Raw genomic sequence first — 26,005 nt, forward strand, 5'->3', positions numbered from 1 at the left:
CGAACCTCCCTATCCGCCGCACTTGCTGCAGGGAGTATACCCCCTTTCAAGAGCCGTCTCCTTCTCCATCTCCATGTATCTTCTGTTCAGGACCCCGCAGGACTTAAGATGGTATCCTTCCCCGTACTTAGGAAAAATATACACGGTCGTGCCATCCTTCGCCCTTCCGCTTCGGCAAACGGGACAGCCTTTGTACTGTTTCCGCACATATGGGTCGAGGCTCCTGGTGACGGTACCTGCCTTCATAAAGGTGCATCCGTCTCTGTGGTATTTTTCTCCTCTTTTTGGGAAAACATAGACTCCCGCAGCGTTTTTGTCCTGCATGTCGCCGTCTGTCGCGGGTTTCAAAGGCCTTTTTCTCCCCACGTATGCCCTGCTCATCACAGACATCCTGTAGCGGGCCGATGACATGAAGTTCATGGGATTGCTGGCTCTTAGCTCCATGTCTGCCGAGATGGCTATGGCCTCGTCTATTCCCATGTATTCAGTCCTGAAGCGGAGATCCCTGATCGACGCCGACTCCACAAGGTGGCTGTACTCCATCATCCTGTTTTTGATCCGCCGTGATGCCGTGATGTGAGAAGGGAATACCCCCGCTTCAGCCATTGCCCTGCGCATCTCGTCTGCACCCACATAGTTTGCGTTCTCCACGGCGGCATACATGAGTATCACCGACAGAAAAGTCACGATCCCAATTATGAACAGCGGCAGGCAGATAGCTCCCTCCACCAGGTAGCTTCCAGATATGTTTTTCAGGATCCTCTCCTTCATGTGTACTCTTTTCATCTGTACTCTTCCTCCACCGTGTAGTCCCTGCCGTTGGTCTTTACCGTGAACCGCACACCAGTGTAGTATTCGTCCATATTGAAGTCCCTGTAATATCTGTATTTCATGTTGATCTGGACTATGTCCATGATCCTTAACAGCCTCACCCTTTCGTCCACGGCCAGGATCAGCACCTTAAGGTGGTCTTCATACGTAAGGCCATCCCTGATGCTGCCGCTGCCCCCCGCGCCTCCGGCTTCGCTCATCTCTCCGATGGTCTCAGCGTTTTCATCGAGAGCCTTGCGGCCCTCCTCCCCCAGCTTTCCCCTGAAGGCGTCACCCTCCAGGATGCCCTTAAGGTCGGTCTGCCACGTCTCCTTTGTTTTCATTGCAGGCACCCTGCCGTCGTCCAACAGGGTTTCCACATCCTTGTAGGATTCCGCTGCGGCCCAGAGCTCCAGCAGGATCAGCTGAACGGCCGGTCCCGCCCCGGGAGAGATCACCTCGGCTATGGACAGAGTCAGCTCCATCTTTTCCTGGTCCGTGTACAGGTATGCAAGGTTTACCGCGTTCCTCAAGAGAAAAAGCCTTCTCTGGACTGCCCCGAGGTTCTGGGGATCCGAGGGCTTTCCCGCCGCCACGTATTCCCATTCGTTTCTGAAATACGATTTTTTTCCATCGGGACCGTACAGATGGCTTCCGAGATTGTTGCTTATGAACAGCATGTCCATCGCGGCATTTCCGGCGACCCCGCTAAGCACGTCTCCGGATCTGGAATCCTTCAGGATCTCCCTGGCTCTGCTCCCGCTGAACCTGCCCTGATGGCCATGCGATGGAAGCGTCCTCAATATCACCGGATTGCTGATGTACCTGTATCCTTCGACCGTCTCCACTTTTTCCTGAGCCATGGACTCAGGCACATCGCCACCGACGAATGTCCCATCCGTCACACCGGTAAAGGGCCGATCCTCCACGGTTGGTCTTTTTGTTCTTCCCTTTGACAGCAGCTTCTTTCCCGTTTCCATCCCAAGTGAAAGCTTCATGGCCTTCCTGAAATTCTCCGGATCGCCCAGCTCCATTCCACCGAGTTCCGCTTCGGCTCCCTGGAGCTTTGAGTTGAGCCTGCTGGCCATGGAGTATTCCATGTATGTCTCCACCTTCCTGCCCACCTGCTCATCGTCCCCCTGATAGGCCATAAGGCCATAATCGCGGAGCAGATAGACATCGTATTCTGAAAGGATCCCCCTGGCCCATACGATGGAAAACGCCCTGCTTTCGCTGTGCACCGTAAGTTCCCTTGCCACCTGGATCACCACTACGAGGGCGGCGGCGAATGCGACTATCAGGATGGCGAGAAATACAGCTGCCGATCCTCTTTTGTTCCCTGTGATCCCGGACATGGCATCCTCACTTCTCTTCATCCGGATCTTTCACCAGCACTCTCGCTCTGACCTGCTGATCGAAATTTATGAGGTACCACTCCGACTTCAGGTCTTTCCCCGGGGAATGCCTCAATACACCTCCAGGGGCAAGATCCGCCCGGTCTTCCCTCACATTTCTTTTTATCGTGATATCCAGCCGGTCGGTCTGTTCGGCGATGGTATTTCCGTGAAGCCTCACCCCAGCGCAGAGTATCTCCATGTAGAACACCATCACCCTGATGAGCAGCATCGCGACCAGGATCACGAGAGGGAGGACTATGCTGGCCTCGACCATCTGAGATCCGTTTCTTCTGCGCAGGATCTCCACAAGGCTGCGATAAATACCACCGTTACGCACGCTTCTGCGACCTCCCCTGATGTGATCTCCTTCGCTTTCCTTTTTCATCAGAATTTGCTGGCGTCCAGATTCTTGAACGTCTCATTTACGAAATCGGTTATCTCCGTCTTGAAGATGATCCCTATGGCGACCGCGATAGCGACAAGAATGGCCACCTGCACCATCTCCATTCCTCTTTTGTTGTTCAACGACTTCACGGCTCTTGCCGCACCAGATAGTCTGATCATGTTCCTCATAACGTCTCTCCATTTCTCTTTTCACATTCCATTATCAAACGAATTCCTACATTCCCAGCATTGCCGGCGCCATCGTCACGGCGATGAGCACCACCAGCAGCAGCCCCAGGGGATACGCCATTTTCATCTCCATCAGCTTGCCGTGCTCTCGTGCCATGTTCTTCCTGTTCTCCCACAGATATCTCCCCTCATGGTCAAGACTCTGTATGATATCAGCCCCCTTTCTCTCGTTTTCTTTCAGGATCGACGCCACTCTCATCAGCTCCTTGACGCCATACTTCTCCGCCAGTTCGTTTATCAGCTCGGAGGTGCTCACGCGATCCCTGTCGTTGGACTTCTTCAGCTTTACCAGCTCTCTCTGGAAAAAGGTCATCTGATCCCCTTCCATATCGTAGCTCTCGCATATTGCGGTGAATGCGTCTCTCAGGATCATCCCGCCGTTCATCATCAGCATCAGCTGATTCGTGAACCTCGGAAGCTCCAGGACGATCTCCCGTCGCTGTTCCTTTTCCTGCTTTTTATGCTCCTCCGCATCTCTGCGGCCGGTCATGAAGGCAAGAACGGCGCCGGTCACGGGGAAAAGCACGAACAGTTCCCAGTCCCTGTCCCTGTGGCTCCACTTTATCGCCGTGCCGTCCTCCAGCCTGAGAGGGAGCATTATCCTCTTCCTTGTGCTGTCTTCAGCGTCTCTCACCATGTGGTCTATCTCGGCGGACACCGCCCGGCCCGCGTCTCCTTCATGCGCCGAGGAACCTTCCCCATCACCGCCGTCGGCGACCTTCGGGCGGAACTGCACATCCTTTTCCACCTTTCCGAAATCGCCTGTTACCTCTGCCCTCAGGGAAAACTCCGCTGAGTCATTCACATTCTCCCTGCTGACGCCGACAAGCCTTCCCCTGTCGTCAAAGACATACTTTCGGCCGGCCGCCATGCCCTTTCCCATCGCAAGTGCCATCAGAAGAGAAGTGACCAACAAGATGGTATACATCTTTTTTCTGGTCTCATCGCTCACGGCGCCCATGCCGGCCATTCCGGCTAGTTCCACGCAAAACCTTTTGAGTTTTCCAGCCATCTCTTTCATATTCTCACCCTGATGATCTTCCTGATCATCCCGTACAATCCGATGTCCGCCGCTATCACCCCTGTCATGATCAGCCTTCCGTGTATCGTGGAATAGAGGGGATCAACATAATCGCCTGCCATCAGATCGAGGAAAAGTATCACAGCTATCGGCATCGCAAAGATCATGAAGCCTTCCTTCTCTTTTCTGCTTATTATCCCGTTTATCTCGTTTTCTATGGTCATCTTCTCGATTATCACCGACGCTGCCTTGTTCAGTGCCAGCACCAGGTTTCCTCCAGTGGACCGGCATATCCTGCACACGGTGACAAAGTCCAGAACGTCCTCGAATCCGGTCTTCGCCCCGAGATCCATGAGCACCTGTATCTCGTCCTCTTTCCCCACCTGCAGGCGGTCTTTCATGATCAGAAGTTCTCTGTACATGAGAGAATCCTCACCGTGGATGTCACGCATGCTCGGCATGGATTCCACAAGTCCTTCTCCTATGCCCCTGCCGGCGCCCACAGACGTGGACAGGATGAAGAGCAGGTCCTTGAATTCCTCCAGAAATCTGGCATTCCTCCTCTTCATCAGTTCCTCTGCAGCGAACGCTCTTACCCTCTTGTGAAAGATCATCGGCACGAATGCGAACAGAAGCGTGCCGTAAAACAGAAGCGACAGGAATATCGAGCCTGTCACCATAAGGCCCCAGAATATGATGTTCTCTCTCCTGGAAAAAATGTATACGCTGTAGTCCATGTCCCGTTCTCCAGCTACTGCTGCCCTTCGTTCATCATGATCTTCAGCCGCTGGTCGTCCGCCAGCGAGCTTCCAGTCCTCTCCAGCCTCCCGTTCTCTCCGGAGAGCCGGAAAAGATAGTTGAGATTGTAGTCTCTTCCGTTGAAGTCCACGAGCTCCGCGATCTCCACTACACGCCTGACACCGCTGTGATCCCGCCTCAGATGCACGAAGAGATCTATAGCATTTGCAATCTGGCTTTTCACCGAATACACCGGCATCTGCCCGTCGGTCATGTACATGCTCTCCAGGCGGTTCAGCATCCCCCTTATATCATTGCCGTGACCGGTGCTGAGAGATCCCTGGTGCCCCGTATTCATTGCCTGGACCATCTCCACGACTTCCCGGCCCCTGACCTCTCCAACGATTATCCTGTCAGGCCGCATTCTCAGGCTGGTTCGGATGAGCTGCTCCATAGTCACCTCACCTTTTCCCATGGAATTGGCCGCTCTGCACTCCATGTGGACCTTGTTCGTCAGATGCTCTATCCTGAGCTCTGAAGAGTCCTCTATGATGATCACCCGCTCCCTGTCGTCTATAAATGAGGACAGAGCGTTCAGGAACGTGGTCTTCCCTGAGGATGTTCCCCCGGATATGAATATGTTGTATCCGGCCCTGACCACCTGAGCAAGAAAATCCCTGCACTCCTGGGTGAGGGTCCCCATGGATACCATCTCGTCCATCGTGATGGATTCCCTGTAAAATTTTCTTATGGTCAGTATCGGCCCGTTCAGCGCCACGTTCCTCAGCACTCCGTTCACCCTGTTGCCGTTCGGGAGCCTGGCGTCCACGATGGGCCTTGCCTCGTTCACCTCGCGGTGCACCTCGGATGCCAGCAGCCTGATGAGTGATTCCAGCTCCTGGGGAGAGGTGAAGGCATCATCGATCTCTGTGAGCCTGCGCCTCCTCTCCGCAAAGATGTGGTCCGGCCCGTTGACCATTATCTCGTTCACCGAATCGTCCTCGAGGAGATCCTGGATCACCCCGTACTTGCAGCCGACCCTAAGGTAAACAGCCGTGATGAAGTTCTTTATGTGATCCACATCCACCTCGTCCACCATGGGCGACCCGAAGAAGGCATCTTCCACCATCTCGAGCAGCTCCTCTTCATCCACAGGCGCTCCCTTCTCCGAAAGGCCCCTCTTGATATCCCTCGTGAGCTCGCTGATCCCCCATCCGTACAGGCTCACGGTCTCCTTCATGTTCCTGCAGTTCTCCCTGCGGCCGCCGCGTTCGTCCATCCTCTTCTGCAGCAGTCCTTTCATACCGACACCATCTTTCTGATCATATCCTCCGACGCAAGCTCTATCAGGTCTCCCATCTCCCTCGCATCTATGGTCCAAAGATCCCGCACGTATTCCTCTCCTCCCAGGATCCTCACAGGAAGATCTGACCTCTCTCCCTCGGCATCCGATGAGTGGATCCATATTCTGGTACCAGAACTCTTTATCACCTGTACTCCCTGTTTCGTGCAGGCGGTGCCTATGTGGAAGATGACCACATCAAAAGTCCTGTCAGAGACGCATCTCGTCACTCCCAGTATCTCCCTCGTGGACATGCCGCAGAACGGATTTATGCCACCCGGCATCCTGAAGTGATGCACCCCGTAGCTGTCCTCTGTGAAGAATGCATCAGAGGATATCTTTTTTCCGGACGCTATATGGTACATCATCCGTTTGAACCTCTGATCTCTGCCTGGCCACCATCTGGCAGAACCTGCCGCTGGCGATCTCATCTCCGTCACAGAACACCGCTATCCGAGTGCCCTCGCCTTCTCCCCCGGGTTCCTCTCCGCCCTTGAGCCCGTAGATGAACCTGAGATCCGCCAGGAGGGAATCCACTCTCTGATACTTGAATATCCTGTATGGACCGTTGTCAGGATCGCCTCCGTCGTCCTCCGGCAGTTCCGTCAGAAATACCGTGCTCTCCATCATTCTCCGGCTGCAATTCCCGGCCAGCTCCATGATCCCGTAGTCCGTCACGTTTATGAACCCGTCTCTCTCAAAACTATGGTCAGCATCTATCGCAGGATCCAGGCCCCCCGATATCTCCATGGTCACATCCTGGCTGGACCGCCCGGCCAGCTCTATAAAGGCACTCAGAAATTCCAGATCTCTCATAACTAAATGAAGTTTCACTGTCTCGCTCCTTGTTCATCTGACACTTACTGGCTGAAATATATCATCTGCCATTTTCCCCTGCAGTACATCTTCACCCGTGAGCTTTCTTCCTGTTATCGGTATTTCACGGCACCAGAAAAGGCCGCCCCACAAACGTGAAGCAGCCCTCTACGACCGTGTCTCCGGTGATCTCTGTGACCTCAAGCTTTTACGCTCAGGCCCCCGTCCCTGTTTTCCTGTTCTCGATCTGTTCTGACCTTATTCCTGGAAGTAAGCGTTCTCCAGGTTCCTTATCATGGAGCTCATCGTGACCACGTCGAACACCTGCCCGCTCTTGTATCTGATATCAGATTTGAACCACTTCGGATAACTGACATCTATATCCTGGAAATTTCTTGCCCAGCGCTTCGTTATCCCGAAGAGATATGCATATGGCAGCACCGCGAAAAAGTACTCCGGATCCTCGGCCATCAGCATCCGCAAGGTCTCCTCGTCCGCGTTTTCCACGAACTCCCGGAATTTCCCGAACCTGCTGTTGACCGTACTGTTCCACTGGGACCTGGATCTCATGCTGCCTATGATAAACGGGGCAATACAAAGCAGTACCAGAAGAAGGGTGGTGACCGTCCCGTTCCCAAAGCCGTTAGGGCCGAAACAGATGATATCCATGTACCAGATGGCGGCTCCCACGTAGAGTGCCGCAAGTATGGCGGTCCCTAAGATCTTTCCCGAGCTCCTTTTCGTCTGCCCCCTTCTGTACAGCGCCGCCAGTGAAGGGATAGAGAGCACCATTATCACAGGCAGCAGGATCTCAAGTGCCACGGCAAAGGCGATCTGCCATTGGGAAGCCACCCCGTTGCTGAATAACGATCTTGTATATGTGCTCGTCCTGCCCAGCTCCTTTACGGCGCCCAGAAGTATCAGAGATATGAGGAACACGCATGTCCCGGCAAACTCCGCACCTCTGCTGCTCTTGGAAAAGAAAGATCTCTTTCCCCTGTAGCTCTTCCGGACGCTTCGCTGCAGCTTCTGCTGGTTCTTCTTCATTCGCAGTCGGACGTCGCTAAGACAGACCTTCGCATCATCCCCTGAAGGCACCGCCCTCGAACTCTCAGGCATATCGAAGAGCGCCCTGAAGAACGACTGAACCCCCTGGCTTTCAGCCACCGGGAAATCCAGCGCTTCAAAACTGTATTGTCTTTTTCCTTCTTCATCCAGATACTCGGTTATAGTCATGTACCCCCTGCTGCTCAGGTAAAAAAAGAGCGCCAGGGTGTCATTCCTGTCCACATACCCGTCGATGATATAGGCGGCATCCAGCGGGTCTATCCCCTCCGGCGGATAATACTCCACCTGCGTCCTGTTTTCCGGTTCACGGCCCCAGATGATCTTCAGCAAGATCAGAACTATGATGGCCGCCAGCAGTACTAGAGCCGCGGCTCTCCCGAATCCGGCGGCATCGCTGAGGAGCCGCACGGCACTCCGACCGCCGGCAGCCCGCGACATGGCTGTGCTCCCCATCATCACTGTTACTGACATCATTCTCATCATGGTTCCCTTTTTTCCTCTTCTTCCCCATAAAGACAAATTGGCGGACAGCCCCTGCCATCCGCCAATACCAGGTCTCGTTCAGTTCTGCACTACTCCTGTATGTCTTCAGCTCTTCCTCTTACGAGGTTGATCCTGTCCTGATTGTCGATCTCGGCGACCTTTACCACTACCTTATCTCCAACGTTCATCACATCCTCGACTCTGTCGATCCTGTGGTTGGACATCTTGGAGATGTGGAGCAGTCCTTCCTTTCCAGGGAGGACCTCGATGAAGGCACCGAAGTTCATGATCCTCTTGACCTCGCCGAGATAGGTCTCGCCTACCTCCACGTCCTTCACGATGAGGTCGATCCTCTTCTTAGCTTCCTTTGCGCTCTCCATGTCCGCACTGTAGATGGTGATCTGACCTACGTTGTCGTCGGAGATGTCGATCTTCACGCCGGTCTCCTCGACGATCTTGTTGACGGTCTTTCCTCCCGGTCCGATGACGAGGCGGACCTTCTCAGGATCGACCATCATCATGATAACTCTAGGAGCATAAGGCGAAAGTTCCTTTCTAGGCTCAGGCAGCTCCTCCAGCATGTTAGCCAGGATATGGGCTCTTCCCACCTTGGCCTGGTTCAGAGCCTCCTCCAGTATGTCTCTGGAGAGGCCGTGCACCTTGATGTCCATCTGGAGAGCGGTGATGCCGTCAGGTGTTCCAGTCACCTTGAAGTCCATGTCTCCCAAGAAGTCTTCCATCCCCTGGATATCGCTGAGGATCGCATGGCGGAAGCTTCCGTCAGGGTTCGTCCCCTCGATGAGTCCCATGGCGATGCCGGAAACAGGCTTCTTTATCGGAACTCCGGCATCCATAAGGGCCAGGCAGGATCCGCATGTGGAAGCCATAGAAGAAGATCCGTTGGATGAGAGCACCTCGGATACCACTCTGATGGCATAAGGGAACTCCTCCGCTGAAGGGATCACCGGAAGGAGCGCTCTCTCTGCGAGAGCCCCGTGTCCGATCTCTCTTCTTCCCGGAGATCTGCTCATTCTTGCCTCACCTGTGCAGTAGCCAGGGAAGTTGTACTGGTGCATGTATCTCTTTCTGGTCACATCGATGTCGATGCTGTCCAGGTACTGGGCCTCGCTGAGAGGTGCCAGAGTAGCGACTGAGAGGACCTGCGTCTGGCCTCTCTTGAAAAGTCCTGTTCCGTGGGCTCTCGGAAGGAATCCGGTCTCTGACCAGAGAGGCCTGATCTCCGTGAGCTTTCTGTTGTCCGGACGGATGCCCTCGTCGAGTATCATCCTGCGGACTTCTTCTTTTCTTATGTTGTAGAGGACGTCTGCGACTTCCTTGGAGCCCTCAGGGAAGATCTCTGCAAAGTGCTCCTGTGTATCGGCGTCGACAGCGTCCATGTTGGCAAGGCGCTCCTGCTTGTCTACGGTCTTGATGGCATCCACCATCTTGTCCGTAGCGTAAGCCCTGACGGCCTCGTCCACCTCGTCGGAAGCCTTGAACACCTTGTATTCCATCTTTTCCTTGCCCACCTCGGCAACGATCTCCTCGATGAACACGCAGAGCTTCTTGATCTCCTCGTGACCGAACATGATGGCGTCGAGCATCTCGTCCTCAGGAACTTCCTTTGCTCCTGCCTCTACCATCATGATGGCGTCTTTCGTTCCGGAAACGGTGAGGTTGATGTCTGATGCCATCCTCTGCTCATAAGTAGGATTGATGATCAGCTCGCCGTCAACTCTTCCTACTACAACTGCTGCCGTAGGGCCGTCCCACGGGATGTCGGAGATGGCCAGAGATACCGAGGAACCCAGCATTGCGGCGATCTCCGGAGAGCAGTCGTGATCCACGCTCATCGCCGTGGCAACAACGACTACATCGTTCCTGAAGCCCTTTGGAAAAAGAGGTCTCAGCGGTCTGTCCATGAGTCTCGAGGTGAGGGTAGCCTTCTCGCCCGGCCTTCCCTCTCTCTTGATGTATCCTCCAGGGATCTTACCTACGGCGTACATTTTCTCTTCATAGCTGCAGCTAAGAGGGAAAAAGTCCACATCCTCCTTTGCCTCCTTCGAAGCGGTGGCGGTGCAGTTCACAACGGTGTCTCCATATCTCACCGTCGTCTGGCCGTTGGCCTGCTCGCAGACCTTTCCGATCTCGAACTGCAGGAGTCTCCCTCCCAGTGCCGTTCTGAATGTCTTATAATCCGTGAATCTTGCCATTCTAATTAACAACTCCTTCCTGTTAATTTCCTTCTCCCACGCAGATGCCACGGACAGTCCATAGCACCGTAAGATCCATTAGATCCAGATTTAGAATAATGCTGATATATACAAATAAAGCGGGATATACATCCCGCTCCACATGTCAAAAGTTATTACTTTCTCAGTCCCAGACGAGCGATCAGGCTTCTGTATCTCTCAATGTCAACTTCCTTGAGATACTTCAGAAGGTTTCTTCTCTGACCTACCATCTTCAGAAGTCCTCTTCTTGAATGGAAGTCCTTCGGATGATTCTTGAAGTGCTCGTTCAGGTCGTTGATCCTGTAAGTGAGGATAGCTACCTGTACCTCAGGGGAACCTGTGTCTCCCTCTTTGGTCTGGTACTCTTTGATGATCTCCTGCTTCTTCTCTGGTGTAAGCATTGCATTTCTCCTTTTTTCATAAAATTCACCTGGACGGCGGGGACGTCGGAGTGTCGTTCCTCAGCAGTTCAGGTACAAACATGCTTAGTGAATATATCATATCCATTACGTAAAGTCCAGAATACGCTTTATATATTATATAAAAAAACAAAGCAGATAATTGATCTAACGGCATTCTGTCACTCACATTTTCTTTTCTTTTACCTTGTATATGATCGATCATATGTCACCGGAAGGGATTTTACTGTCATCCGGGCTTTTCGTCAACGGGGCTTTCCATCACACCGCAAATTCCGATATAATGAATATGTTATGGAAGTACCTTCATTAATTACCGACCTGGCCCTCATGCTCATGACGGCCGCCGTCGTTACTATCATTTTCAAGAAGATAAAACAGCCCCTGATCCTGGGGTACATTGTTGCGGGCTTTCTGACGAGCCCGTTTTTTCCTCTGTTCTTCGACGTCGAGAACATGGAGTCCATCCACACGTGGAGTGAGATCGGAGTAGTCTTTCTGCTTTTCCACATCGGGCTGCACTTTGACATCAAGAAGCTGGCAGAGCTCGGGAGCACCGCCATCGTCTCGGCATCCGTCAAGATGGCAGGGGTCCTCGTCATGGGCTGGCTGATGGGGAGACTGTTCGGAATGAACACGATGAACAGTCTTTTCCTCGGGGCGATGCTGTCCATAAGCTCCACGGTCGTGATACAGAAGAGCTTTGAGGAGCTCCACGTCCAGGACGAGCCATACGCAGGCCTGGTCATGGGTTCCCTTGTGGTCGAGGACATCCTCGGCATCTTTCTCATGGTGGTCCTGTCCACCCTTTCGGTGAGCCAGACCATCAACGGACCTGATCTCCTGAAGGAGCTGGCGATGATGCTGATATACCTGGTCGCCTGGCTGCTGCTCGGGATATACCTCCTTCCTACGGTCCTGAACAAGATCATGGATCTTATGAGCGACGAGATGCTGGCGGTCCTGTCGATAGGGCTGTGCTTCTCGATGGCTCTGCTTGCCAGCAGGCTTGGCTTTTCCATGGAGCTGGGTGCCTTTATAGCCGGATCCCTGATCGCAGGAACGGTGCACGCCGAAGACGTCAGCCGTGTCACCTCGGGGATAAAAGATCTTTTCGGAGCCATTTTCTTTCTCTCTGTTGGAATGATGGTGGACCCTTCCGTGATCGCGGCAAACTGGAAGTCCATCGTTCCGATCGCACTGCTGGCGATCGTCTTCAAGCTGATATTCGCCACTGTGGGCATGGTCATGTCCGGACAGGAACTCCGCACGGCGGTAAAAGGCGGCATCAGCCTTGCGCCGATAGGCGAGTTTTCCTTCATCATCGCCTCTCTGGGTATCTCCCTTGGCGTCATGGAGGAGACGCTGTATCCGATAATCGTGGCGGCCTCCATACTCACAATTATCCTGACCCCTGCCCTCATCAGGAACTCAGACCGCGAGATCGACATCCTCATGAAGATCATCCCGGACAGCCTTCTCGCGCTGATCCAGGAGTACACCTCCGGGAACCAGGCCAGCGACGACAGGGACGCAGACTGGACGACGGTCCTGAAGTCCTTTTTCTCGAAGATGCTCATATACGGAACTCTGCTCCTGGTGATAGCAATGGCCGGGACGCAGTTCCTGTACCCCGCGGCTGCACTCATGCTGCCGCCGATCCCGGCGGGTATCATCTCATGCGTCGCGATCTACGGAGTCATGATCATCTTCATCAGACCGATGCTCGATTTCCACAGCGCATCCTTCACCAACCTGTGGTTCTCCCGGATGGCGAACCGCCCTCCGCTGGTCACGATGATAGTTCTGAAGCTCGCGGTCATCGCCGCCATCGCGTACATTCCCATCCGCGTCATTTTCGGTCCGCACCAGTGGATCTTCCTTGCCACTATAATACTGGCGATCGTGATCGTGGGGAGGTCTGACTTCGTATCTACATTCTACCTGCGGCTAGAGACACGGTTCCTGCGGAACCTGAACGAGCGCACCATAGAGCAGGAGGAGGAGCGCGTGGGCAGAGGCCACTGGCTGGACGAGGACTACAGCATCGTTTCCTTCATAGTGCCGGCAGGCGCGCCGTACGTGGGACGAACCCTCGAGGATCTCTCCTGGGGGCGTAACCTGAACATTTACGTCGTTAAGATAGAGCGGAAAAGGGAGCTTGAGGCGGGAGCACTGGGCAACCTCGGCCGGAGGGCCATACTGATGCCTTCAGGCGGTGCCCATCTGTATGCGGGAGACAAGGTATACATAGTCGGCGACTACCAGTCCATCGACACCTTTTACAGCGCACTCGGATTTGAGCGCACCAAGCCTATCCGCACACTCAAAGAGTTCATGGAGACCGACTACCCGGATACCGCCAGCGCGCTGGCGTGCATAGCGGTGAAGGTGAACGGGAACGCGCCGTTCTGCGGCAAGACCATTAGGAAGAGCGGCATACAGGAAAGGCGCCACTGCATGATACTCGGCATCCGCAAGAACGGATACACGGTCACCATGCCTGACGCGAACATGCTGATAGAAGAAGATGACATCATGTGGCTTATAGGCTCCAACAACAACGTCGGAAAGATGGCCGCAGCCGCCATGAAGAAAAGAAAGGCATGACCATCTGCAGGTCATGCCTTTCTTTGATCCGTGCCCGACGTTTCACGTAAACATTATTCTTTCAGTGCATCGATGACGTGTCTCCTGAAGGCCCTCTTGATCCCGGGCTCCGGTGCCTTGCTGCTCACCAGATACGTGGTGATCACCTTCTTCGGCTCCAGCGGGACGAATGTTATCTCGTCCCCGGAGAAATGGCGACAGACCCTGTCTGAGGCTATGAGCACGCCCACATCGTCCCTGACCATGTCTATCATCGTGCCCCACTCGTTGTCGTTCATGAAGGCAACGTTGAAATCAGCCCCCGAGCTGTTGAAGAACTTCTTTATCTCGGTATAGTAGTGGGATTCCAGCCCTCCGGTGAGTATCCTGAGCTCGCCCAGTTCATCTGGCCTGATGGCCTTGTTCCCCGCGAATTTATTGCTCCTGCTCATGAGAACGTACAGCTGCTCGGAAAAGAGCTTTTCGTACTCCAGGTCGCTGAACGTCATGCCGTCATCCGCCACCTTCAGGATGGCGAAGTCGAGGCGCCTGTTCCGGAGCATGTCCTCTCCCTCGCGGTTGTCCACGATCTTGAGGTTTCCGACCACGTTGTGGTTCTTGGAAAAGAACTCGTTGATCACCGGAAGGATCCCGGCCTGGCGAACGAAAAGGAAAACGCCCAGGTTTATCACGACGCGGGAACCCGCAGTCGGCTGATGGAACGACTCCAGAAGCGCATCCATGGCCCTTACCACTTCCTCGCCCCTTTCACAGAACTTTTCCCCATCCTTGGTGAGAGATACCCCGTGTGTATCCCTGTCGAAGAGCCTCATCTGAAGTTCGTCCTCAACGGCTTTCACCTGTCTGGTAAGCGCCGGCTGCGTAATGTAAAGCTCGTTTGCGGCGCCCCGGAAGCTTTTCTGCCTTGCGATCTCCAGCACATAATATATCTGTCTCAGTTCCATAACATCCTTCTCCCATCATTTCCATGCTATTTTACAATAAGTTGCACATGAGTGGCAAAAAAGCTTTTCTCCTTCAATGGAACTGCGTCCTCGTTCACTTGGATGTGATAACAATTGATTATCACCAGACAAACGCTAGTTATTTCCATGTTGCCTGAATTCAAAATAAAATTTCAGTGAAGTAAATGTGAAACAGAAAGGATGCGGCAACAATGAACATTTTTCTGAAGGAGGCTCAGGAGCTCCAGCCGGAGATCATTGAAAACCGCCGGCACATCCACGAGGATCCGGAGCTGGGTTTCGATCTTCCGAACACCCGCTCTTTCGTCAAGGAGCGCCTGAGAGCCTGCGGCTATGAGCCAAGGGAGCTCGGAGGCGGCATCGTGTGCACGGTCGGACAGGGATCACCTGTACTCATGCTTAGAGCCGACATGGACGCACTGCCACAGACCGAAGAGTCCGGAGAGATCTTTTCCAGCAAAAACCCGGGGGTCTGTCACTCCTGCGGGCACGACGGCCACACAGCCATGCTCCTGGCCGCCGCAAAGATACTGAAAAAACATGAATCAGAGCTTGAAGGTACGGTAAAATTCATGTTTGAGGCGGGAGAAGAGATCCTCTCGGGTTGCCAGAGGATGATCGATGAAGGCGTCCTCGAGGATCCGAAGGTGGATGCAGCGATGGCGCTCCACGCCAACATAGGCAACCCTGATCCACGCCGGTCGACACCGGGGAATTTTTCCTACTGTGCCAGAGAGGCTTCCGCCTCCGCTGATGAATTCCACATACACATCACCGGAAGAGCAGCTCACAGCAGCACGCCGAACGAAGGGATCTCAGCGCTCAGCATCGGGGTGAACATCTGCAATCAGCTTGAGCAGCTGGTGGCCCTGAACGTCCCATCAGACCAGAACTTCGTGCTCGCGATCGGCTCCATGAAATCAGGGACCGCCGCCAACATAATACCCGGCGAAGCGCTGATAAAGGGAACTCTCAGAGGGTACAGCAACGAGTACAGGGCAGCGGTCAAGCAACGCATCGAGGCGATTGCCAGAAACGCCGCGGAGACGTGGGGCGGCACTGCCACAGTGGATTATCCGATAGGCGTCTCCCCTCTGATCAACGACACAGAAATGGCAAAAGAGATGGCCGGCTATGCAGAGGATGTCTGCAAAAAGGTCTCGGTTATCCCTCCTCTCCCGGCGTCCGAGGACTTCGCGGAGATGTGCCAGTTCGTACCGGTGTTTTTCGGAAACATCGGTCTCGGCTCTCCTGAAGACGGCTACGAGTTCTCCCACCACAATCCGAAGCTGAGGATGGACGAGAGCGGTCTGTATTACGGAACGGCGGTCTTCTGCAGCTGCGCTTTCAACTGGCTGAAGAACCATCACAAGTAGAGAAAGGCAAATATAGTTACTGCAGTAATAGCAGAGAAAGAATGGTGTAAAATGGACGGATTACTGGCATTGACCATAATAATGATCGTTTACGCGATAGGCGACATGATCACCACTAAGACGAAGGCTATCATCTCCATGCTCTTCGTCGCATCTGTGCTCTTCGCTGTGATGTTCTGGATGGGACTTCCGGGGACCATTTTCCAGGACTCCATGCTCCAGCCCTTCGCGACCGTAACGGTTGGGCTCCTCCTGGTACACATGGGGACCACCATCAAGCTGAGAGAATTCATTGCCAACTGGAAGACCGTAGTCGTTGTGTTCTGCTCGACGATCGCCATCTGCGCAGGCGTGTACTTCCTCGGACAGCTCATCATCAACAGAGACATGGCTCTCATCGGCGCTCCTATCCTTGGCGGCGGCGTTGTGGCCTTCCTGGTCATGTCTGACGCCCTCAAGAGCGCCGGCCCTCAGATCGTCCTCTTCGGCTCCCTCGTGCTCGTCATCCAGGGCGTCGTGGGATTTCCTATCGCTTCCATGCTCTGCAAGAAGGAGGCCCTGCGCCTCAAGGGGCAGATACTGGATGGAAGTCTCACCCTCATGGAGGAGAAGAAAGAGACCAGTGACGGCAAAAAGGAGAAAAAGAACATCTTCCAGGTGCCTGACAAGTACAACAGCCCTAATTTCATGATCGCCAAGCTGGCGGTAGTCGCACTCATCGCACAGAAGCTCTCCGCCCTTTCAGACGGCAAGGTGAACATGCTTGTGATCTGCCTGATACTCGGCATACTCGCAAGAGAGATCGGATTCCTCGACGAAGGCTCACTCACTAAGGCAAACGGATTCACCTTCGTAATAGGTGCCGTGCTCACCAACGTATTCGCAAACCTTGCCCAGACCACACCTGCCACGATCGCCTCCATGATCGCACCTCTGGCAGTGGTAGTCGTGATAGGACTGGCGTGCTGCGCGCTGGTGGCCATCCTCGTCGGAAAGTTCTTCGGCCTCAGCTGGTACATGTCATTCGCGATGGGAGTCACCGCCCTCTTCGGATTCCCTGGAACGCTCATCGTTCCCTCAGAGGTAGTGAGAGCCGTTGCCGACAACGAAGAGCAGAAGGCTATCCTCACCGAAAATCTCGTGCCTACGATGGTCATCTCCGGTTTCGTTTCCGTATCCATCGTATCCGTTCTGGCCGCAGGCATCATGGCCGGATGGGCATAAAAGATCAAAAAAAGCGAGGGTCTGTACCGGGTGTACAGGCCCTCATTTTTTATGACACATCATTTTCTGTTGCGCGCTGTCTGTCTCTTGAGGTGCAGGATCCCGTAGACCGCACCTGCCACGGCCGCGGCCCCGATCAGGAACACCGCACTGTGCACCAGCAGGTTCCCCTCATCGCCGCTGACGAGCCTGAGATATCCGTCAGCAATGGCGCCCGCGATCACTCCCGCCGCCACGCTCACTCTCTTCGCTGATCTTGCGCTCAGCTCTGTGCTGCGCTTTTCCTCTTTTTCCATCTCTTATCCAACTTTACCTCGTTCATCAGCACGTAAATCCCCACCAGCGCCGCTACTGATGCCGCCAGCACCACGTACATTGTGGAGACGCTGACCTTATTTTCGTAGAAATAGAGGTTGCAGTCAACAGAATCTTTCAGGCTCTTGATAAATTCTGCGGGCACGCCGCAGTCCTTCATCTCCCTCAGCGCCCCGTACTCAGGCTTAACATTCTTTTTTCATAGGTTTCCCCGGCAGCGAGGCCGCGATCATTGCCCCGATGATCATGGCTCCTCCGATCACTCCGTTCCAGCCGATGCGCTCGCCCAGGAAAATGGCCCCGAGTATCGCGGTTATGAGAGGATAGCAAGCGCAGTATAGGCCCGCGATGGTGGCGGAAACGTGTTTCTGAGCCACTGGCTGAAGCGTGAAGCCCAGACATGTGCAGATGAGCGCCAGGCATGCCACCATGATCCAGACATTTGTAGAAAAGCTCCTGATAGGATCTTCAGTCACGAATGCAAAGACCATGCTCAGGATCCCGATGACGCCGATCTGGATCACACCGAGCATTGGGGCATCGTCGGTCTTCGAATACCTGTCTGTGGTGATCACGACGGACGTGTAGAATACCGCCGCCAGCAGGTCCAGCATCACCCCTGTTGAAAATTCCAGGTGTCCGCCCTTCAAGGTGATGAACCCCACTCCGGCAAGCGCGAATAAACTGCTGATTATCACTGACTTTCCCGGGAAGCGGCGCACCAGTAATCCGTCAGCTATCGGTACCAGTACTACGGCCGTGTTCTCAAGGAAAGCGGTGGTCGAGGAATTGGTCATCTTGAGACCGAAGGTCTCGCAGGTCATGGTGAGAAAGAAAAGGATCCCCATCACAGTGCCGTGTATAAGCACGCTGCGGTCTATCGTCTTCAGCCTCTTCCAGAATATGACCACGAGCACCGCAAAGGCCAGGAGAAACCTGTATCCAAGCAGCGTGAATGGTCCCATAGCCTCGAGACCAAGAGTTGAAAACAGCAGCGACGTGCTCCTCAGCGCCAGCACGGTGAACAGCAGTATCTTTCCAGTCCTCTCGTTAAGCTCCATCTTTTCCTGTCCCCCACTTTTTCCTTTCACAGATGTTCCTGTTATGTCTCATCTTGACAAGATTATATTAGATGGTATGTTATGAGTAAATCGCTAAAGTTTCAAGTTTGATTTGATTTTCTATCAACACAAAAGAAAGGTCGCCGCCGTGGATACGAGAAAGGTCAGGGCGCTCATCGCCGTCGTAGAGTCCGGAAACATGACAGCAGCAGCAGAGGAACTGGGATACACCCCGTCGGGAATGAGCCGGATGATGGACACCCTGGAAAAGGAACTCGGCATCCCTCTCCTCATCAGGAGCAAAGGCGGCGTCTCTCCCACCCGCGGGTGCCTTCAGATGCTTCCTGCGATGAAGGATCTTGTCCGCCTTGCAGACGACATCCAGAGCAGGGCAAAAGAAGCCGTGGACGGCATAACTGGAGAGATAAGGATCTCCAGCGCATACAGCACCTATTACAGACCACTGTCCAGGCTGGTGACGCGCTTCGAAGAAAAACACCCCGGCATCTCCATAGAGATCCAGGGAGGCATCAATTCAGATCTGATGATGAAAAGGATCACCTCCGGCGAGCTGGACATCGGGATCATCAGCCGAAGAGAAGGGAACTGCCAGTGGATACCACTTACCAGAGATCCAATGAAGGCCTGGGTCCCTGCCGATCACCCTTCCGTTCAGGACGGCTTTTACCCACTCAAGAGATTCGAGACAGACCACTACATAGTCCATTTCCCGGGAAAAGTCACCGACAGCCAGAGGGCCCTCGATTCCGTCGGCATACATCCATCGGTCACCAGCCCCGCCTTCGATTCTTACGCCGCCTTCAAGATGGTGGAGGCAGGTCTAGGGGTGACACTTGTCAACGGGCTGTACAGCACGCTGTGGAAAGGCGATGTGGCGGTCCTGCCGGTACGCCCCGAAATACGCATCCCGATCGGCATAGCCGCATCCGAAAAGCGATTCATCTCTCCCGCCGCAGCCCTTTTCCTGGAATACATGAAGAACGACCTGCCGCTCCTGAACGGCTCTGCGGAACAGGCCTCTGAGGGCCATGACGCCGATGCCAAGGCAAAATAAAAAACGGGCCATAGCGCCCGCTCATATGCCGTGGAACACACGGCCGTCTCTGCAGTTTTTCTGGATCATCTGCCGAAGCTCTTCGAGGCTCGCAAAGTTCTTTTCCGGCCTCTCCCACTTCAGGAAGTAGACCCGGATCTCCCTTCCGTATATGTCGCTGCTGAAGTCGTACAGATAGGTCTCCACGGACATCTGCGTTCCTCCTACCGTCGGCTTCGTGCCCAGGTTGGTTATCCCTGGCCACAGCACCTCTCTTCCTTCGTCGTCGGTCTCCGGCCTGCCCTCCTCGTCGAATATCTTCACCTGCGTGAAGTATACGCCCTTCGGGGGAAGCACCATGTGGGGATCCGGGAAAAAGTTGGCTGTTGGAAAGCCTATTGTCCTGCCGATGTGGCGGCCCTGAGTCACCTTTCCGTTGAGAGCGAAGGGTCTTCCTAGGAACCTCTCCGCCTTTTCCATGTTCCCCTGTTCCACGATCTCCCTTATGGCAGTTGAGCTCACGGTCTCACCATCCAGCTCCACCGGATCCTGGACGATGACCTGGAATCCCAGTTCCTCTCCGAGCCGCCTGAGCAGCTCCGGATCTCCCGAGGCCCTGTCTCCGAACCTGTAGTTGAATCCGCAGTGGACCGACTTCGCGTGAAGCCCGTCCACCAGGATGTCCCTCACAAATGCTTCGGGATCCATCTTCATGATCTCCCTCGTAAACGGGATCGCTATCACCCCGTCTATCCCGATGTCCGACATCAGCTCCAGCTTGTCCTGGGGCTGGGACAGAAACCTCAATGCCTTTCCGCCCGAAAGCTCCTTGAACTCCCTTGGGTGTACCGAAAAGGTGAAACACAGCGAGGTCAGGTCCTTCTCTTCGGCCGCCCGCTCCGCCGCGGACAGTATCTTCCTGTGCCCGATGTGGACCCCGTCGAAGTTCCCGAGGGCCACCGCGGTACCACCGTCTATTGTTATATTCTCTAAATCAGTATAAACCTTCATTATGTTCTCAGCTGTCAGTAAAAATAACTTGCGCAGGCCTATCTGAAGACCTTGAGGGCCTTCAGGCCGTTTCCGCTTTCTTCCGTACGCACCAGCGCACCCGTGCCGGCAAAGGCGCCATCTTCTCTATAGACCCTGAAAACGTTTTCCAGGCCCTCCGCCCTGTAGATCCCGCGGGCGGCAAGGTCGACCTTTTCCACTATGTTCCAGTCTTCCTGTGACACCGGCCTTCCGTTCAGGAAGTCATCGGTACCCCTGCCGTTCAACCTGGCGGTCCCGAGGTCAACGAGAGTCCGGTCCACGGGGATGATAAACCTCTCCAGCTCGTCATCACCCATGTCCATGATCGCGTCGAGGTCCACGGCGTTCTCCTCTGTGAAAAAGCCGCTGGCGGTCCTCCTGAGGTACGTCATGCACCCGCCGCAGCCGAGTTTTGCGCCGATGTCGTCACATATCGAGCGTATGTACGTGCCCTTGCTGCAGGTGACCATGAAGTGGACCGTCCCTTTCTCCAGGTCGCAGCCCTGCAATACCATCTCTCTGATGAAAATGTTCCTGGCCTTGTCCTCCATGCAGATGTCGGCGCCTTCCCTTGCGTATTTATACAGGGGCCTGCCGTTCACTTTGAGGGCGGAGAACTTTGGGGGGATCTGGCGGATCTCCCCGGTGTAGCTGCCGAAGGCCTCCTCCACATCATCTTCCGCGACCCCAGAAAAGTCTCTTGTCTCCAGGATGGTCCCAGTGGAATCCAGGGTATCGGTTACCGTACCCAGTTTCATTTCTGTTTCATATGTCTTGAAGTCGCCGTCGTAGTACTGGATCATCCTCGTGGCGCGGCCGAAGCACACGGGCAGGACTCCCGAGGCCATCGGATCCAGCGTCCCGGTGTGCCCGGTCCGTTTTATCCCCAGCCTTCTCCGCACTCTGGCCACCACGTCATGTGATGTGAGGCCTTCGGGCTTGTTGATATTAATAACTCCCTCTGATATCAAAACTTCTCCTGACTGTCTATCTCCATCTGCTTCTTCAATTCATCCAGGACCACTGGCTCCGCCTGATCGAGGCCCATTTTCAGGGAGCAGCCTGCAGCGCGAACGTGACCGCCGCCTCCGAGGCGCTGAGCCACATCGCCCACGTTGAGCCATGACCTGGCCCTCATGCTGACCTTGACCAGATCAGGCCCATTCTCCTTGAAAATGACAGCGGTCTCTACTCCGTCTATGCTCATCAGTCGCTGAATGATCCCGTCCGTCTCATTCATCTGCGCACCGGTCCTCTCGAGATCGTCCATGGTGATCTCGCCGTACACCAGCTTGCCGCCGCACATGAACCGCGCTCTCTCCACTACCAGCGAACTCATCTTCATGGAAGAGAATGAATTTCTTTCGTACACCAGCGAACTCACCGCCTTCGGATCAAAACCCGGTACATCGAACAATTTTGCCGCGATAAGATGTGTCCTGGCGGTGGTGTTGCTGTACTGAAAATTCCCCGAATCTGTGGATATCCCGGCAAAAAGGCTGTTCGCCATGGCGAGATCCAGCGTCACCCCGAGCTCCATCAGCAGGAGATATGCCAGCTCTGAGCACGCGGCCGAGTCCGGTTCTATGTGCTCCATGTCAAAAGTGGTATCTCCTTCGCCAGTGCTGTGATGGTCGATGCAGATGGATCTCCCGCCCCTAAGAAATACATCTTTTCTCCGGCCTATCCTGGAAACGCTGCTGCAGTCCACCATGAGCACCGTGGTATCCCCGTTCACGATATCGGGATCACCCGTACAGCATCCGGCCTCGAGAAAATCCAGATTGTTCGGGATGCTCTCATCAAGATATACATAGCTGTCGATGCCCAGGCTCCTCAGGCCGAGACATATGGAAGAGGCTGTCCCCATGGCGTCTCCGTCCACGTTCATGTGCGGAAAGATCACCACTCTTTTTGCCTTCTTCAGTTCTCCGGCTATCTCGCCCAGTGAATTATTTTTCGTCTTCATCTCCAGTTTCCCCTGTATCCTCCCGGGCAGCTCCATCCTCGCTGTCGTGGATCTTCTTCAGAACGGACTCGATATGGCGTCCGTTTTCCATTGAATTGTCTATGCGGAAGATCAGCTCAGGCGTGTGCCGCAGCTTGATGTCTCTGCCCACTTTGTTTCTGAAAGTGCCCTTTGCTCTATCAAACCCCTCCAGGACTTCTTTGTCAACCTGTTCTCTGTCCTCTCCCGTGAGGACCAGCGGAGTTATGTATATATACGCATAGCTGCCATCTCTCGTAACGTTCACGTCGGATATGGTTATGATCCTGGACGTGAGCACGGGATCCTTGATCCCGTTGAGAAGGAGCGAGCTCACGCTTTTCCTGATCTCCTCCTCCAGCCGTCCCTGTCGTACCTGTTTCATGTATTTTACCTCTCCTGCAAATAATGCAGCTGCACCTCAGGCACAGCTGCACTCGTTATTGCCGTTTATAAGTCTCTCTCCACCTCTACCATGGTGAAGCACTCGATAACGTCTCCAGGCTTGATATCGTTGTAGTTCTCTATGCCGATACCGCACTCGTAGCCCTGGTTCACTTCCTTGACGTCGTCCTTGAAACGCCTCAGGGATGAGATCATGCCCTCGTGGATCACGATGCCGTCTCTTACCAGGCGGATCTGCATGTTCCTCTGCATCTTGCCCTCGGTGACGTACGCACCGCCGACGATGCCGATGTTCGGGACCTTGAAGGTCTCCCTGATCTCCGCCTTTCCAAGTACCTTTTCCTGGAACTCCGGAGCCAGCATTCCCTTCATGGCCTTCTCCACGTCGTCGATGATGTCGTAGATGACTCTGTACAGTCTGACCTCGACGTTGGCGTCAGATGCCTGATTCATTACCGCCGTCGTAGGCCTTACGTTGAATCCGATGATTATGGCACCAGACGTCTCAGCCAGCATAACGTCGGACTCGGTCACGGTACCCACTCCGGAGTGGATGATGTTTACTTTTACCTCGTCGTTGTTCAGCTTCTCAAGGGAGGTGATGATGGCACCGACAGATCCCTGTACATCGGCCTTTACGATGATATTCAGGTTCTGGACCTCGCCTTCCTTGATCTGCGAGAACAGCTTTTCGAGAGTGGTGCTGGAGTTCTTCGCCAGTACTTCCTCTCTCATCTTCTCGGCTCTGTTCTCGGCGATCTCCCTGGCCGTCTTGTCATCCTTCACAGCATTGAAGGCGTCACCGGCGAGCGGAACATCGTTGAGTCCCAGCACCTCCACAGGAGTTGCCGGGAGGGCCTTTCTGATGGTGTCTCCCTTGTAGTTCGTCATGAGACGGATCTTGCCGTGGCATGTTCCTGCCACGATGCTCTGTCCGGTCTTGAGAGTACCGTTCATCACCAGCAGTGTGGCAACAGGTCCTCTCGCCTTGTCCAGCCTGGCCTCGATCACGCTTCCCATGGCCAGCCTGTCAGGGTTCGCCCTGAGCTCAAGCATCTCGGCCTGGAGGAGGATCATCTCGAGGAGCTCGTGTATTCCTTCGCCCTTCTTGGCCGAAACAGGAACGCAGATCGTGTCTCCGCCCCAGTCCTCTACGAGGACTCCGTTGTCGGCAAGGTCCTTCTTTACCTTGTCAGGGTTTGCGCCAGGCTTGTCCATCTTGTTGATGGCCACGATGATCGGAACGTTTGCCGCCTTGGCATGGCTGATGGACTCGATGGTCTGCGGCTTTACGGAATCGTCCGCGGCAACTACCAGCACCGCGATATCGGTGATCTGCGCACCTCTTGCACGCATGGTGGTGAACGCCTCATGTCCCGGAGTATCCAGGAATACGATCTTCTTTCCGTTGATGTTTACCTCGGACGCACCGATGTGCTGCGTGATGCCTCCGGACTCTCCCTCGGTCACGTTCGTGTTTCTGATGGCGTCCAGCAGGGACGTCTTACCGTGGTCTACGTGTCCCATCACGGTGATGATCGGAGCTCTAGGCTTCAGCTCGGACTCCGCATCCTCATGGAGCTCCAGACCCGGCTCTTCTTCCTCCTCGTGCTCTTCCGTAACGGCGATGCTGATGCCGAGATCCTCTGCCAGCATCTCCACTGTATCCTTGTCCAGGGTCTGGTTGATGGTGGCCATAATGCCCAGCTTCATCAGAGCCATGATGACCATCGAAGGTGATACCTCCGCCTGCTCTGCCAGTCCCGCAACTGTGATCGGAACGGTGATGGCGATGGTGCCCTCTGGCAGGAGATCCTCTATGCTCTCCTCAGGCTCCTGCTGTTTCTGCTTATTCTTGTACTTGTGGCGCTGCTGCTTTTCCAGAGTCCTCTCATCGTAGTACCTGGAATTCTTCCCGCCGCCGTTGCCCTGTTTCTCGAAACGGTTATGTCTCTCGTGAGAGCCGTCTCCTCTTTCTTTCTTGTCGAAGACTTTCTTGGTCTTTCCGCTCTTTCCTGAGTGCTTCCCGGATGTCTGAGGTGCCTGTGCTCCCTCATTTCTTCTTTCATCCGTGCGACCCTCTCCGGATCTGGACTGCCTGCGGCTGCTGTTCTTGTCCCTGCGGTCCTTGCTGCCGCCGTTATCGTTCTTGCCCTTGCCCTTCGCATCTCTGGACTTCTTTCCGGAGTTCTTCTTCTCCTCGGGCTTTGAATCCTTCTTGACGTCGAAGACCTTCTTGAAGCGCATAGGCTTGTTCGGAGCATTCACATACTCCTCTTTCTCCTTCTTCGCCTCTTTCTTCTCTTCTTTTTTCTCTTCCTTTTTATCTTCTACAGACTTGTCGGCGCTCTTCTCCTCATGCTTTTTCGACGCGTGAGAAGTCTTCTCGCCGGTCCTCTCCTCAGCCTTAGAAGGTGCACTGTCTTCCGCCTTGCCGGATGCCTTCTCCTCGGCAGGAGCCTCTGCCTTCTTTTCCTGCGCTCCGGAGACCTCAGGGGCCTTTTCGGACACTGGAGCCTCTGCCTTCTCCGCGGACTTCTCTTCTGTCTTTTCCGCCTCAGGAGCCTTCTCAGAAGTTTTTTTTGCCTTATCCTCATCGGCGCTGGCCTTTACTTCATTTTCAGGCTTCTCAGATGCGGAAGCTGCAGTCTCCACCGCCTCGCTCTTCTCCGCAGACTCATGAGGCTTCTGCGGAGCTTCCTCTGCAGCCTTTTCCTCCGCTGCCTTCTCTTCTGCAGCCTTTTCTTCAGCCTCAATGTCCGCCTTCTTCTTTCTTCTCGGCATGGCCTTGCCCAGTATCGGCATGACCTTGTTCTTGTGCTTTGAAGAGCTTCCCGAAGATGAACGGGATCCCTTGAGCCTCGAAACCGTGTCTGCGATCCTGTCGGCATCTGACTGATCTATGCTGCTTTCTCTGGTTTTGATCTCGATATCCAGAGACTGGGTCATCTTTTTCAATTCATCGTACTCGATGCCAAGCTCTTCAATCAGATCACTCACTTTTTTTTTCGCCAT

The 26,005-nt window shown here is 54.4% G+C and carries 25 protein-coding genes; 4 read left to right on the top strand and 21 right to left on the bottom strand.

The annotated features are described in order from the left end of the window. Positions 1-9: 9 nt before the first annotated feature. The 12 genes from BQ7382_RS04765 to rpsO all read right to left on the bottom strand — a co-directional run bounded on the left by BQ7382_RS04765 (position 10) and on the right by rpsO (position 10,943). Positions 10-786, bottom strand: a complete 777-nt coding sequence (locus BQ7382_RS04765) for a TadE/TadG family type IV pilus assembly protein (protein ID WP_077390969.1) — start codon at positions 784-786, stop codon at positions 10-12. Then, positions 783-2,186, bottom strand: coding sequence for a DUF5702 domain-containing protein (locus tag BQ7382_RS04770; protein WP_077390970.1), 1,404 nt, complete (start codon positions 2,184-2,186; stop codon positions 783-785). Before BQ7382_RS04770 ends, BQ7382_RS04765 begins: the two co-directional genes overlap by 4 nt. Continuing rightward, complete coding sequence (locus BQ7382_RS04775) at positions 2,173-2,592, bottom strand: hypothetical protein (protein WP_077390971.1); 420 nt, start codon at positions 2,590-2,592, stop codon at positions 2,173-2,175. Before BQ7382_RS04775 ends, BQ7382_RS04770 begins: the two co-directional genes overlap by 14 nt. Then, positions 2,592-2,780, bottom strand: coding sequence for a Flp1 family type IVb pilin (locus tag BQ7382_RS04780; protein WP_077390972.1), 189 nt, complete (start codon positions 2,778-2,780; stop codon positions 2,592-2,594). The genes BQ7382_RS04775 and BQ7382_RS04780 overlap by 1 nt, the downstream gene beginning before the upstream one ends. A gap of 46 nt (positions 2,781-2,826) precedes the next feature. Further along, positions 2,827-3,852 (bottom strand): hypothetical protein, encoded by a 1,026-nt coding sequence (locus tag BQ7382_RS04785; RefSeq protein ID WP_144082081.1) that lies wholly within the window; start codon positions 3,850-3,852, stop codon positions 2,827-2,829. A gap of 5 nt (positions 3,853-3,857) precedes the next feature. Beyond that, positions 3,858-4,598, bottom strand: coding sequence for a type II secretion system F family protein (locus tag BQ7382_RS04790; protein ID WP_077390974.1), 741 nt, complete (start codon positions 4,596-4,598; stop codon positions 3,858-3,860). 14 nt (positions 4,599-4,612) lie between these two features. Next, positions 4,613-5,902: a CpaF family protein gene (locus tag BQ7382_RS04795; protein ID WP_235847947.1), complete on the bottom strand. Its 1,290-nt coding sequence runs from the start codon at positions 5,900-5,902 to the stop codon at positions 4,613-4,615. Next, positions 5,899-6,306, bottom strand: coding sequence for a hypothetical protein (locus BQ7382_RS04800; RefSeq protein ID WP_144082082.1), 408 nt, complete (start codon positions 6,304-6,306; stop codon positions 5,899-5,901). Before BQ7382_RS04800 ends, BQ7382_RS04795 begins: the two co-directional genes overlap by 4 nt. Next, positions 6,269-6,775 carry a hypothetical protein gene (locus BQ7382_RS04805; protein WP_144082083.1) on the bottom strand — a complete coding sequence of 169 codons (507 nt, stop codon included), beginning with the start codon at positions 6,773-6,775 and terminating at the stop codon, positions 6,269-6,271. Before BQ7382_RS04805 ends, BQ7382_RS04800 begins: the two co-directional genes overlap by 38 nt. 240 nt (positions 6,776-7,015) lie before the next feature. After that, the gene (locus BQ7382_RS04810) at positions 7,016-8,308 is read right to left on the bottom strand and encodes a DUF2207 family protein (RefSeq protein ID WP_077390977.1); all 1,293 of its coding nucleotides are present in this window, start codon (positions 8,306-8,308) and stop codon (positions 7,016-7,018) included. Positions 8,309-8,397: 89 nt separating this feature from the next. Further along, a complete protein-coding gene (locus BQ7382_RS04815; protein ID WP_077390978.1) occupies positions 8,398-10,521 on the bottom strand; it encodes a polyribonucleotide nucleotidyltransferase in 2,124 nt (707 codons plus the stop codon). A 155-nt stretch (positions 10,522-10,676) separates the two neighbouring features. Beyond that, positions 10,677-10,943: a 30S ribosomal protein S15 gene (rpsO, locus tag BQ7382_RS04820; protein WP_077390979.1), complete on the bottom strand. Its 267-nt coding sequence runs from the start codon at positions 10,941-10,943 to the stop codon at positions 10,677-10,679. A 312-nt stretch (positions 10,944-11,255) separates the two neighbouring features. On the opposite strand from rpsO, the gene BQ7382_RS04825 reads away from it, so the two are divergent. Beyond that, positions 11,256-13,571 carry a cation:proton antiporter gene (locus BQ7382_RS04825; protein WP_077390980.1) on the top strand — a complete coding sequence of 772 codons (2,316 nt, stop codon included), beginning with the start codon at positions 11,256-11,258 and terminating at the stop codon, positions 13,569-13,571. A 53-nt stretch (positions 13,572-13,624) separates the two neighbouring features. Here BQ7382_RS04825 and BQ7382_RS04830 read toward each other — a convergent pair whose 3' ends face one another. Then, a complete protein-coding gene (locus BQ7382_RS04830; RefSeq protein ID WP_077390981.1) occupies positions 13,625-14,515 on the bottom strand; it encodes a LysR family transcriptional regulator in 891 nt (296 codons plus the stop codon). A gap of 212 nt (positions 14,516-14,727) precedes the next feature. Between BQ7382_RS04830 and BQ7382_RS04835 the strand changes: the two genes are divergently transcribed. Together BQ7382_RS04835 and BQ7382_RS04840 are read left to right on the top strand one after the other, a co-directional pair. After that, positions 14,728-15,912 (top strand): M20 metallopeptidase family protein, encoded by a 1,185-nt coding sequence (locus BQ7382_RS04835; RefSeq protein ID WP_077390982.1) that lies wholly within the window; start codon positions 14,728-14,730, stop codon positions 15,910-15,912. 51 nt (positions 15,913-15,963) lie between these two features. Beyond that, positions 15,964-17,136 (top strand): hypothetical protein, encoded by a 1,173-nt coding sequence (locus BQ7382_RS04840; protein ID WP_077390983.1) that lies wholly within the window; start codon positions 15,964-15,966, stop codon positions 17,134-17,136. 59 nt (positions 17,137-17,195) lie between these two features. On the opposite strand, the gene BQ7382_RS04845 is transcribed toward BQ7382_RS04840, so the two are convergent. From BQ7382_RS04845 to BQ7382_RS04855, 3 genes are read right to left on the bottom strand one after another with little or no spacing between them, the layout of a single operon-like run. Continuing rightward, complete coding sequence (locus BQ7382_RS04845; RefSeq protein ID WP_077390984.1) at positions 17,196-17,432, bottom strand: hypothetical protein; 237 nt, start codon at positions 17,430-17,432, stop codon at positions 17,196-17,198. Next, positions 17,399-17,611 carry a hypothetical protein gene (locus BQ7382_RS04850; RefSeq protein ID WP_077390985.1) on the bottom strand — a complete coding sequence of 71 codons (213 nt, stop codon included), beginning with the start codon at positions 17,609-17,611 and terminating at the stop codon, positions 17,399-17,401. The genes BQ7382_RS04845 and BQ7382_RS04850 overlap by 34 nt, the downstream gene beginning before the upstream one ends. A gap of 25 nt (positions 17,612-17,636) precedes the next feature. Then, complete coding sequence (locus tag BQ7382_RS04855; protein ID WP_159437227.1) at positions 17,637-18,542, bottom strand: DMT family transporter; 906 nt, start codon at positions 18,540-18,542, stop codon at positions 17,637-17,639. 118 nt (positions 18,543-18,660) lie between these two features. Here BQ7382_RS04855 and BQ7382_RS04860 point away from each other — a divergent pair, with 118 nt between their 5' ends. After that, the gene (locus BQ7382_RS04860) at positions 18,661-19,587 is read left to right on the top strand and encodes a LysR family transcriptional regulator (RefSeq protein ID WP_077390987.1); all 927 of its coding nucleotides are present in this window, start codon (positions 18,661-18,663) and stop codon (positions 19,585-19,587) included. Between the two features lie 21 nt (positions 19,588-19,608). Here the strand turns inward: BQ7382_RS04860 and BQ7382_RS04865 are convergent, their stop codons facing one another. The 5 genes from BQ7382_RS04865 to infB form a co-directional block, all read right to left on the bottom strand. Next, positions 19,609-20,577, bottom strand: a complete 969-nt coding sequence (locus BQ7382_RS04865; protein WP_077390988.1) for a bifunctional riboflavin kinase/FAD synthetase — start codon at positions 20,575-20,577, stop codon at positions 19,609-19,611. 38 nt (positions 20,578-20,615) lie between these two features. Next, the gene (truB, locus tag BQ7382_RS04870; RefSeq protein ID WP_159437228.1) at positions 20,616-21,569 is read right to left on the bottom strand and encodes a tRNA pseudouridine(55) synthase TruB; all 954 of its coding nucleotides are present in this window, start codon (positions 21,567-21,569) and stop codon (positions 20,616-20,618) included. Beyond that, a complete protein-coding gene (locus BQ7382_RS04875) occupies positions 21,566-22,567 on the bottom strand; it encodes a DHH family phosphoesterase (RefSeq protein WP_159437229.1) in 1,002 nt (333 codons plus the stop codon). Before BQ7382_RS04875 ends, truB begins: the two co-directional genes overlap by 4 nt. After that, on the bottom strand, positions 22,551-22,970 hold the full coding sequence (rbfA, locus tag BQ7382_RS04880) for a 30S ribosome-binding factor RbfA (RefSeq protein WP_077390991.1): 420 nt from the start codon (positions 22,968-22,970) through the stop codon (positions 22,551-22,553). Before rbfA ends, BQ7382_RS04875 begins: the two co-directional genes overlap by 17 nt. A 65-nt stretch (positions 22,971-23,035) precedes the next feature. Continuing rightward, positions 23,036-26,005 (bottom strand): translation initiation factor IF-2, encoded by a 2,970-nt coding sequence (gene infB / locus BQ7382_RS09860; RefSeq protein ID WP_077390992.1) that lies wholly within the window; start codon positions 26,003-26,005, stop codon positions 23,036-23,038.

Source organism: Mobilibacterium timonense, assembly GCF_900155555.1.
Lineage (GTDB): Bacteria > Bacillota > Clostridia > Peptostreptococcales > Anaerovoracaceae > Allobaileyella > Allobaileyella timonense.

Bases quoted from the DNA above. Each gene is read 5' to 3' on its own strand.
- BQ7382_RS04770 (WP_077390970.1), bottom strand. From the start codon at position 2,186: ATGAAGAGAAGTGAGGATGCCATGTCCGGGATCACAGGGAACAAAAGA.
- BQ7382_RS04810 (WP_077390977.1), bottom strand. From the start codon at position 8,308: ATGATGAGAATGATGTCAGTAACAGTGATGATGGGGAGCACAGCCATG.
- BQ7382_RS04775 (WP_077390971.1), bottom strand. From the start codon at position 2,592: ATGAAAAAGGAAAGCGAAGGAGATCACATCAGGGGAGGTCGCAGAAGC.
- BQ7382_RS04825 (WP_077390980.1), top strand. From the start codon at position 11,256: ATGGAAGTACCTTCATTAATTACCGACCTGGCCCTCATGCTCATGACG.
- BQ7382_RS04835 (WP_077390982.1), top strand. From the start codon at position 14,728: ATGAACATTTTTCTGAAGGAGGCTCAGGAGCTCCAGCCGGAGATCATT.
- BQ7382_RS04790 (WP_077390974.1), bottom strand. From the start codon at position 4,598: ATGGACTACAGCGTATACATTTTTTCCAGGAGAGAGAACATCATATTC.
- BQ7382_RS04785 (WP_144082081.1), bottom strand. From the start codon at position 3,852: ATGGCTGGAAAACTCAAAAGGTTTTGCGTGGAACTAGCCGGAATGGCC.
- BQ7382_RS04800 (WP_144082082.1), bottom strand. From the start codon at position 6,306: ATGTACCATATAGCGTCCGGAAAAAAGATATCCTCTGATGCATTCTTC.
- BQ7382_RS04815 (WP_077390978.1), bottom strand. From the start codon at position 10,521: ATGGCAAGATTCACGGATTATAAGACATTCAGAACGGCACTGGGAGGG.
- BQ7382_RS04865 (WP_077390988.1), bottom strand. From the start codon at position 20,577: ATGAAGGTTTATACTGATTTAGAGAATATAACAATAGACGGTGGTACC.
- BQ7382_RS04765 (WP_077390969.1), bottom strand. From the start codon at position 786: ATGAAAAGAGTACACATGAAGGAGAGGATCCTGAAAAACATATCTGGA.
- rbfA (WP_077390991.1), bottom strand. From the start codon at position 22,970: ATGAAACAGGTACGACAGGGACGGCTGGAGGAGGAGATCAGGAAAAGC.
- BQ7382_RS04840 (WP_077390983.1), top strand. From the start codon at position 15,964: ATGGACGGATTACTGGCATTGACCATAATAATGATCGTTTACGCGATA.
- BQ7382_RS04845 (WP_077390984.1), bottom strand. From the start codon at position 17,432: ATGGAAAAAGAGGAAAAGCGCAGCACAGAGCTGAGCGCAAGATCAGCG.
- BQ7382_RS04780 (WP_077390972.1), bottom strand. From the start codon at position 2,780: ATGAGGAACATGATCAGACTATCTGGTGCGGCAAGAGCCGTGAAGTCG.
- rpsO (WP_077390979.1), bottom strand. From the start codon at position 10,943: ATGCTTACACCAGAGAAGAAGCAGGAGATCATCAAAGAGTACCAGACC.
- BQ7382_RS04875 (WP_159437229.1), bottom strand. From the start codon at position 22,567: ATGAAGACGAAAAATAATTCACTGGGCGAGATAGCCGGAGAACTGAAG.
- BQ7382_RS04830 (WP_077390981.1), bottom strand. From the start codon at position 14,515: ATGGAACTGAGACAGATATATTATGTGCTGGAGATCGCAAGGCAGAAA.
- BQ7382_RS04850 (WP_077390985.1), bottom strand. From the start codon at position 17,611: ATGAAGGACTGCGGCGTGCCCGCAGAATTTATCAAGAGCCTGAAAGAT.
- infB (WP_077390992.1), bottom strand. From the start codon at position 26,005: ATGGCGAAAAAAAAAGTGAGTGATCTGATTGAAGAGCTTGGCATCGAG.
- BQ7382_RS04795 (WP_235847947.1), bottom strand. From the start codon at position 5,902: ATGAAAGGACTGCTGCAGAAGAGGATGGACGAACGCGGCGGCCGCAGG.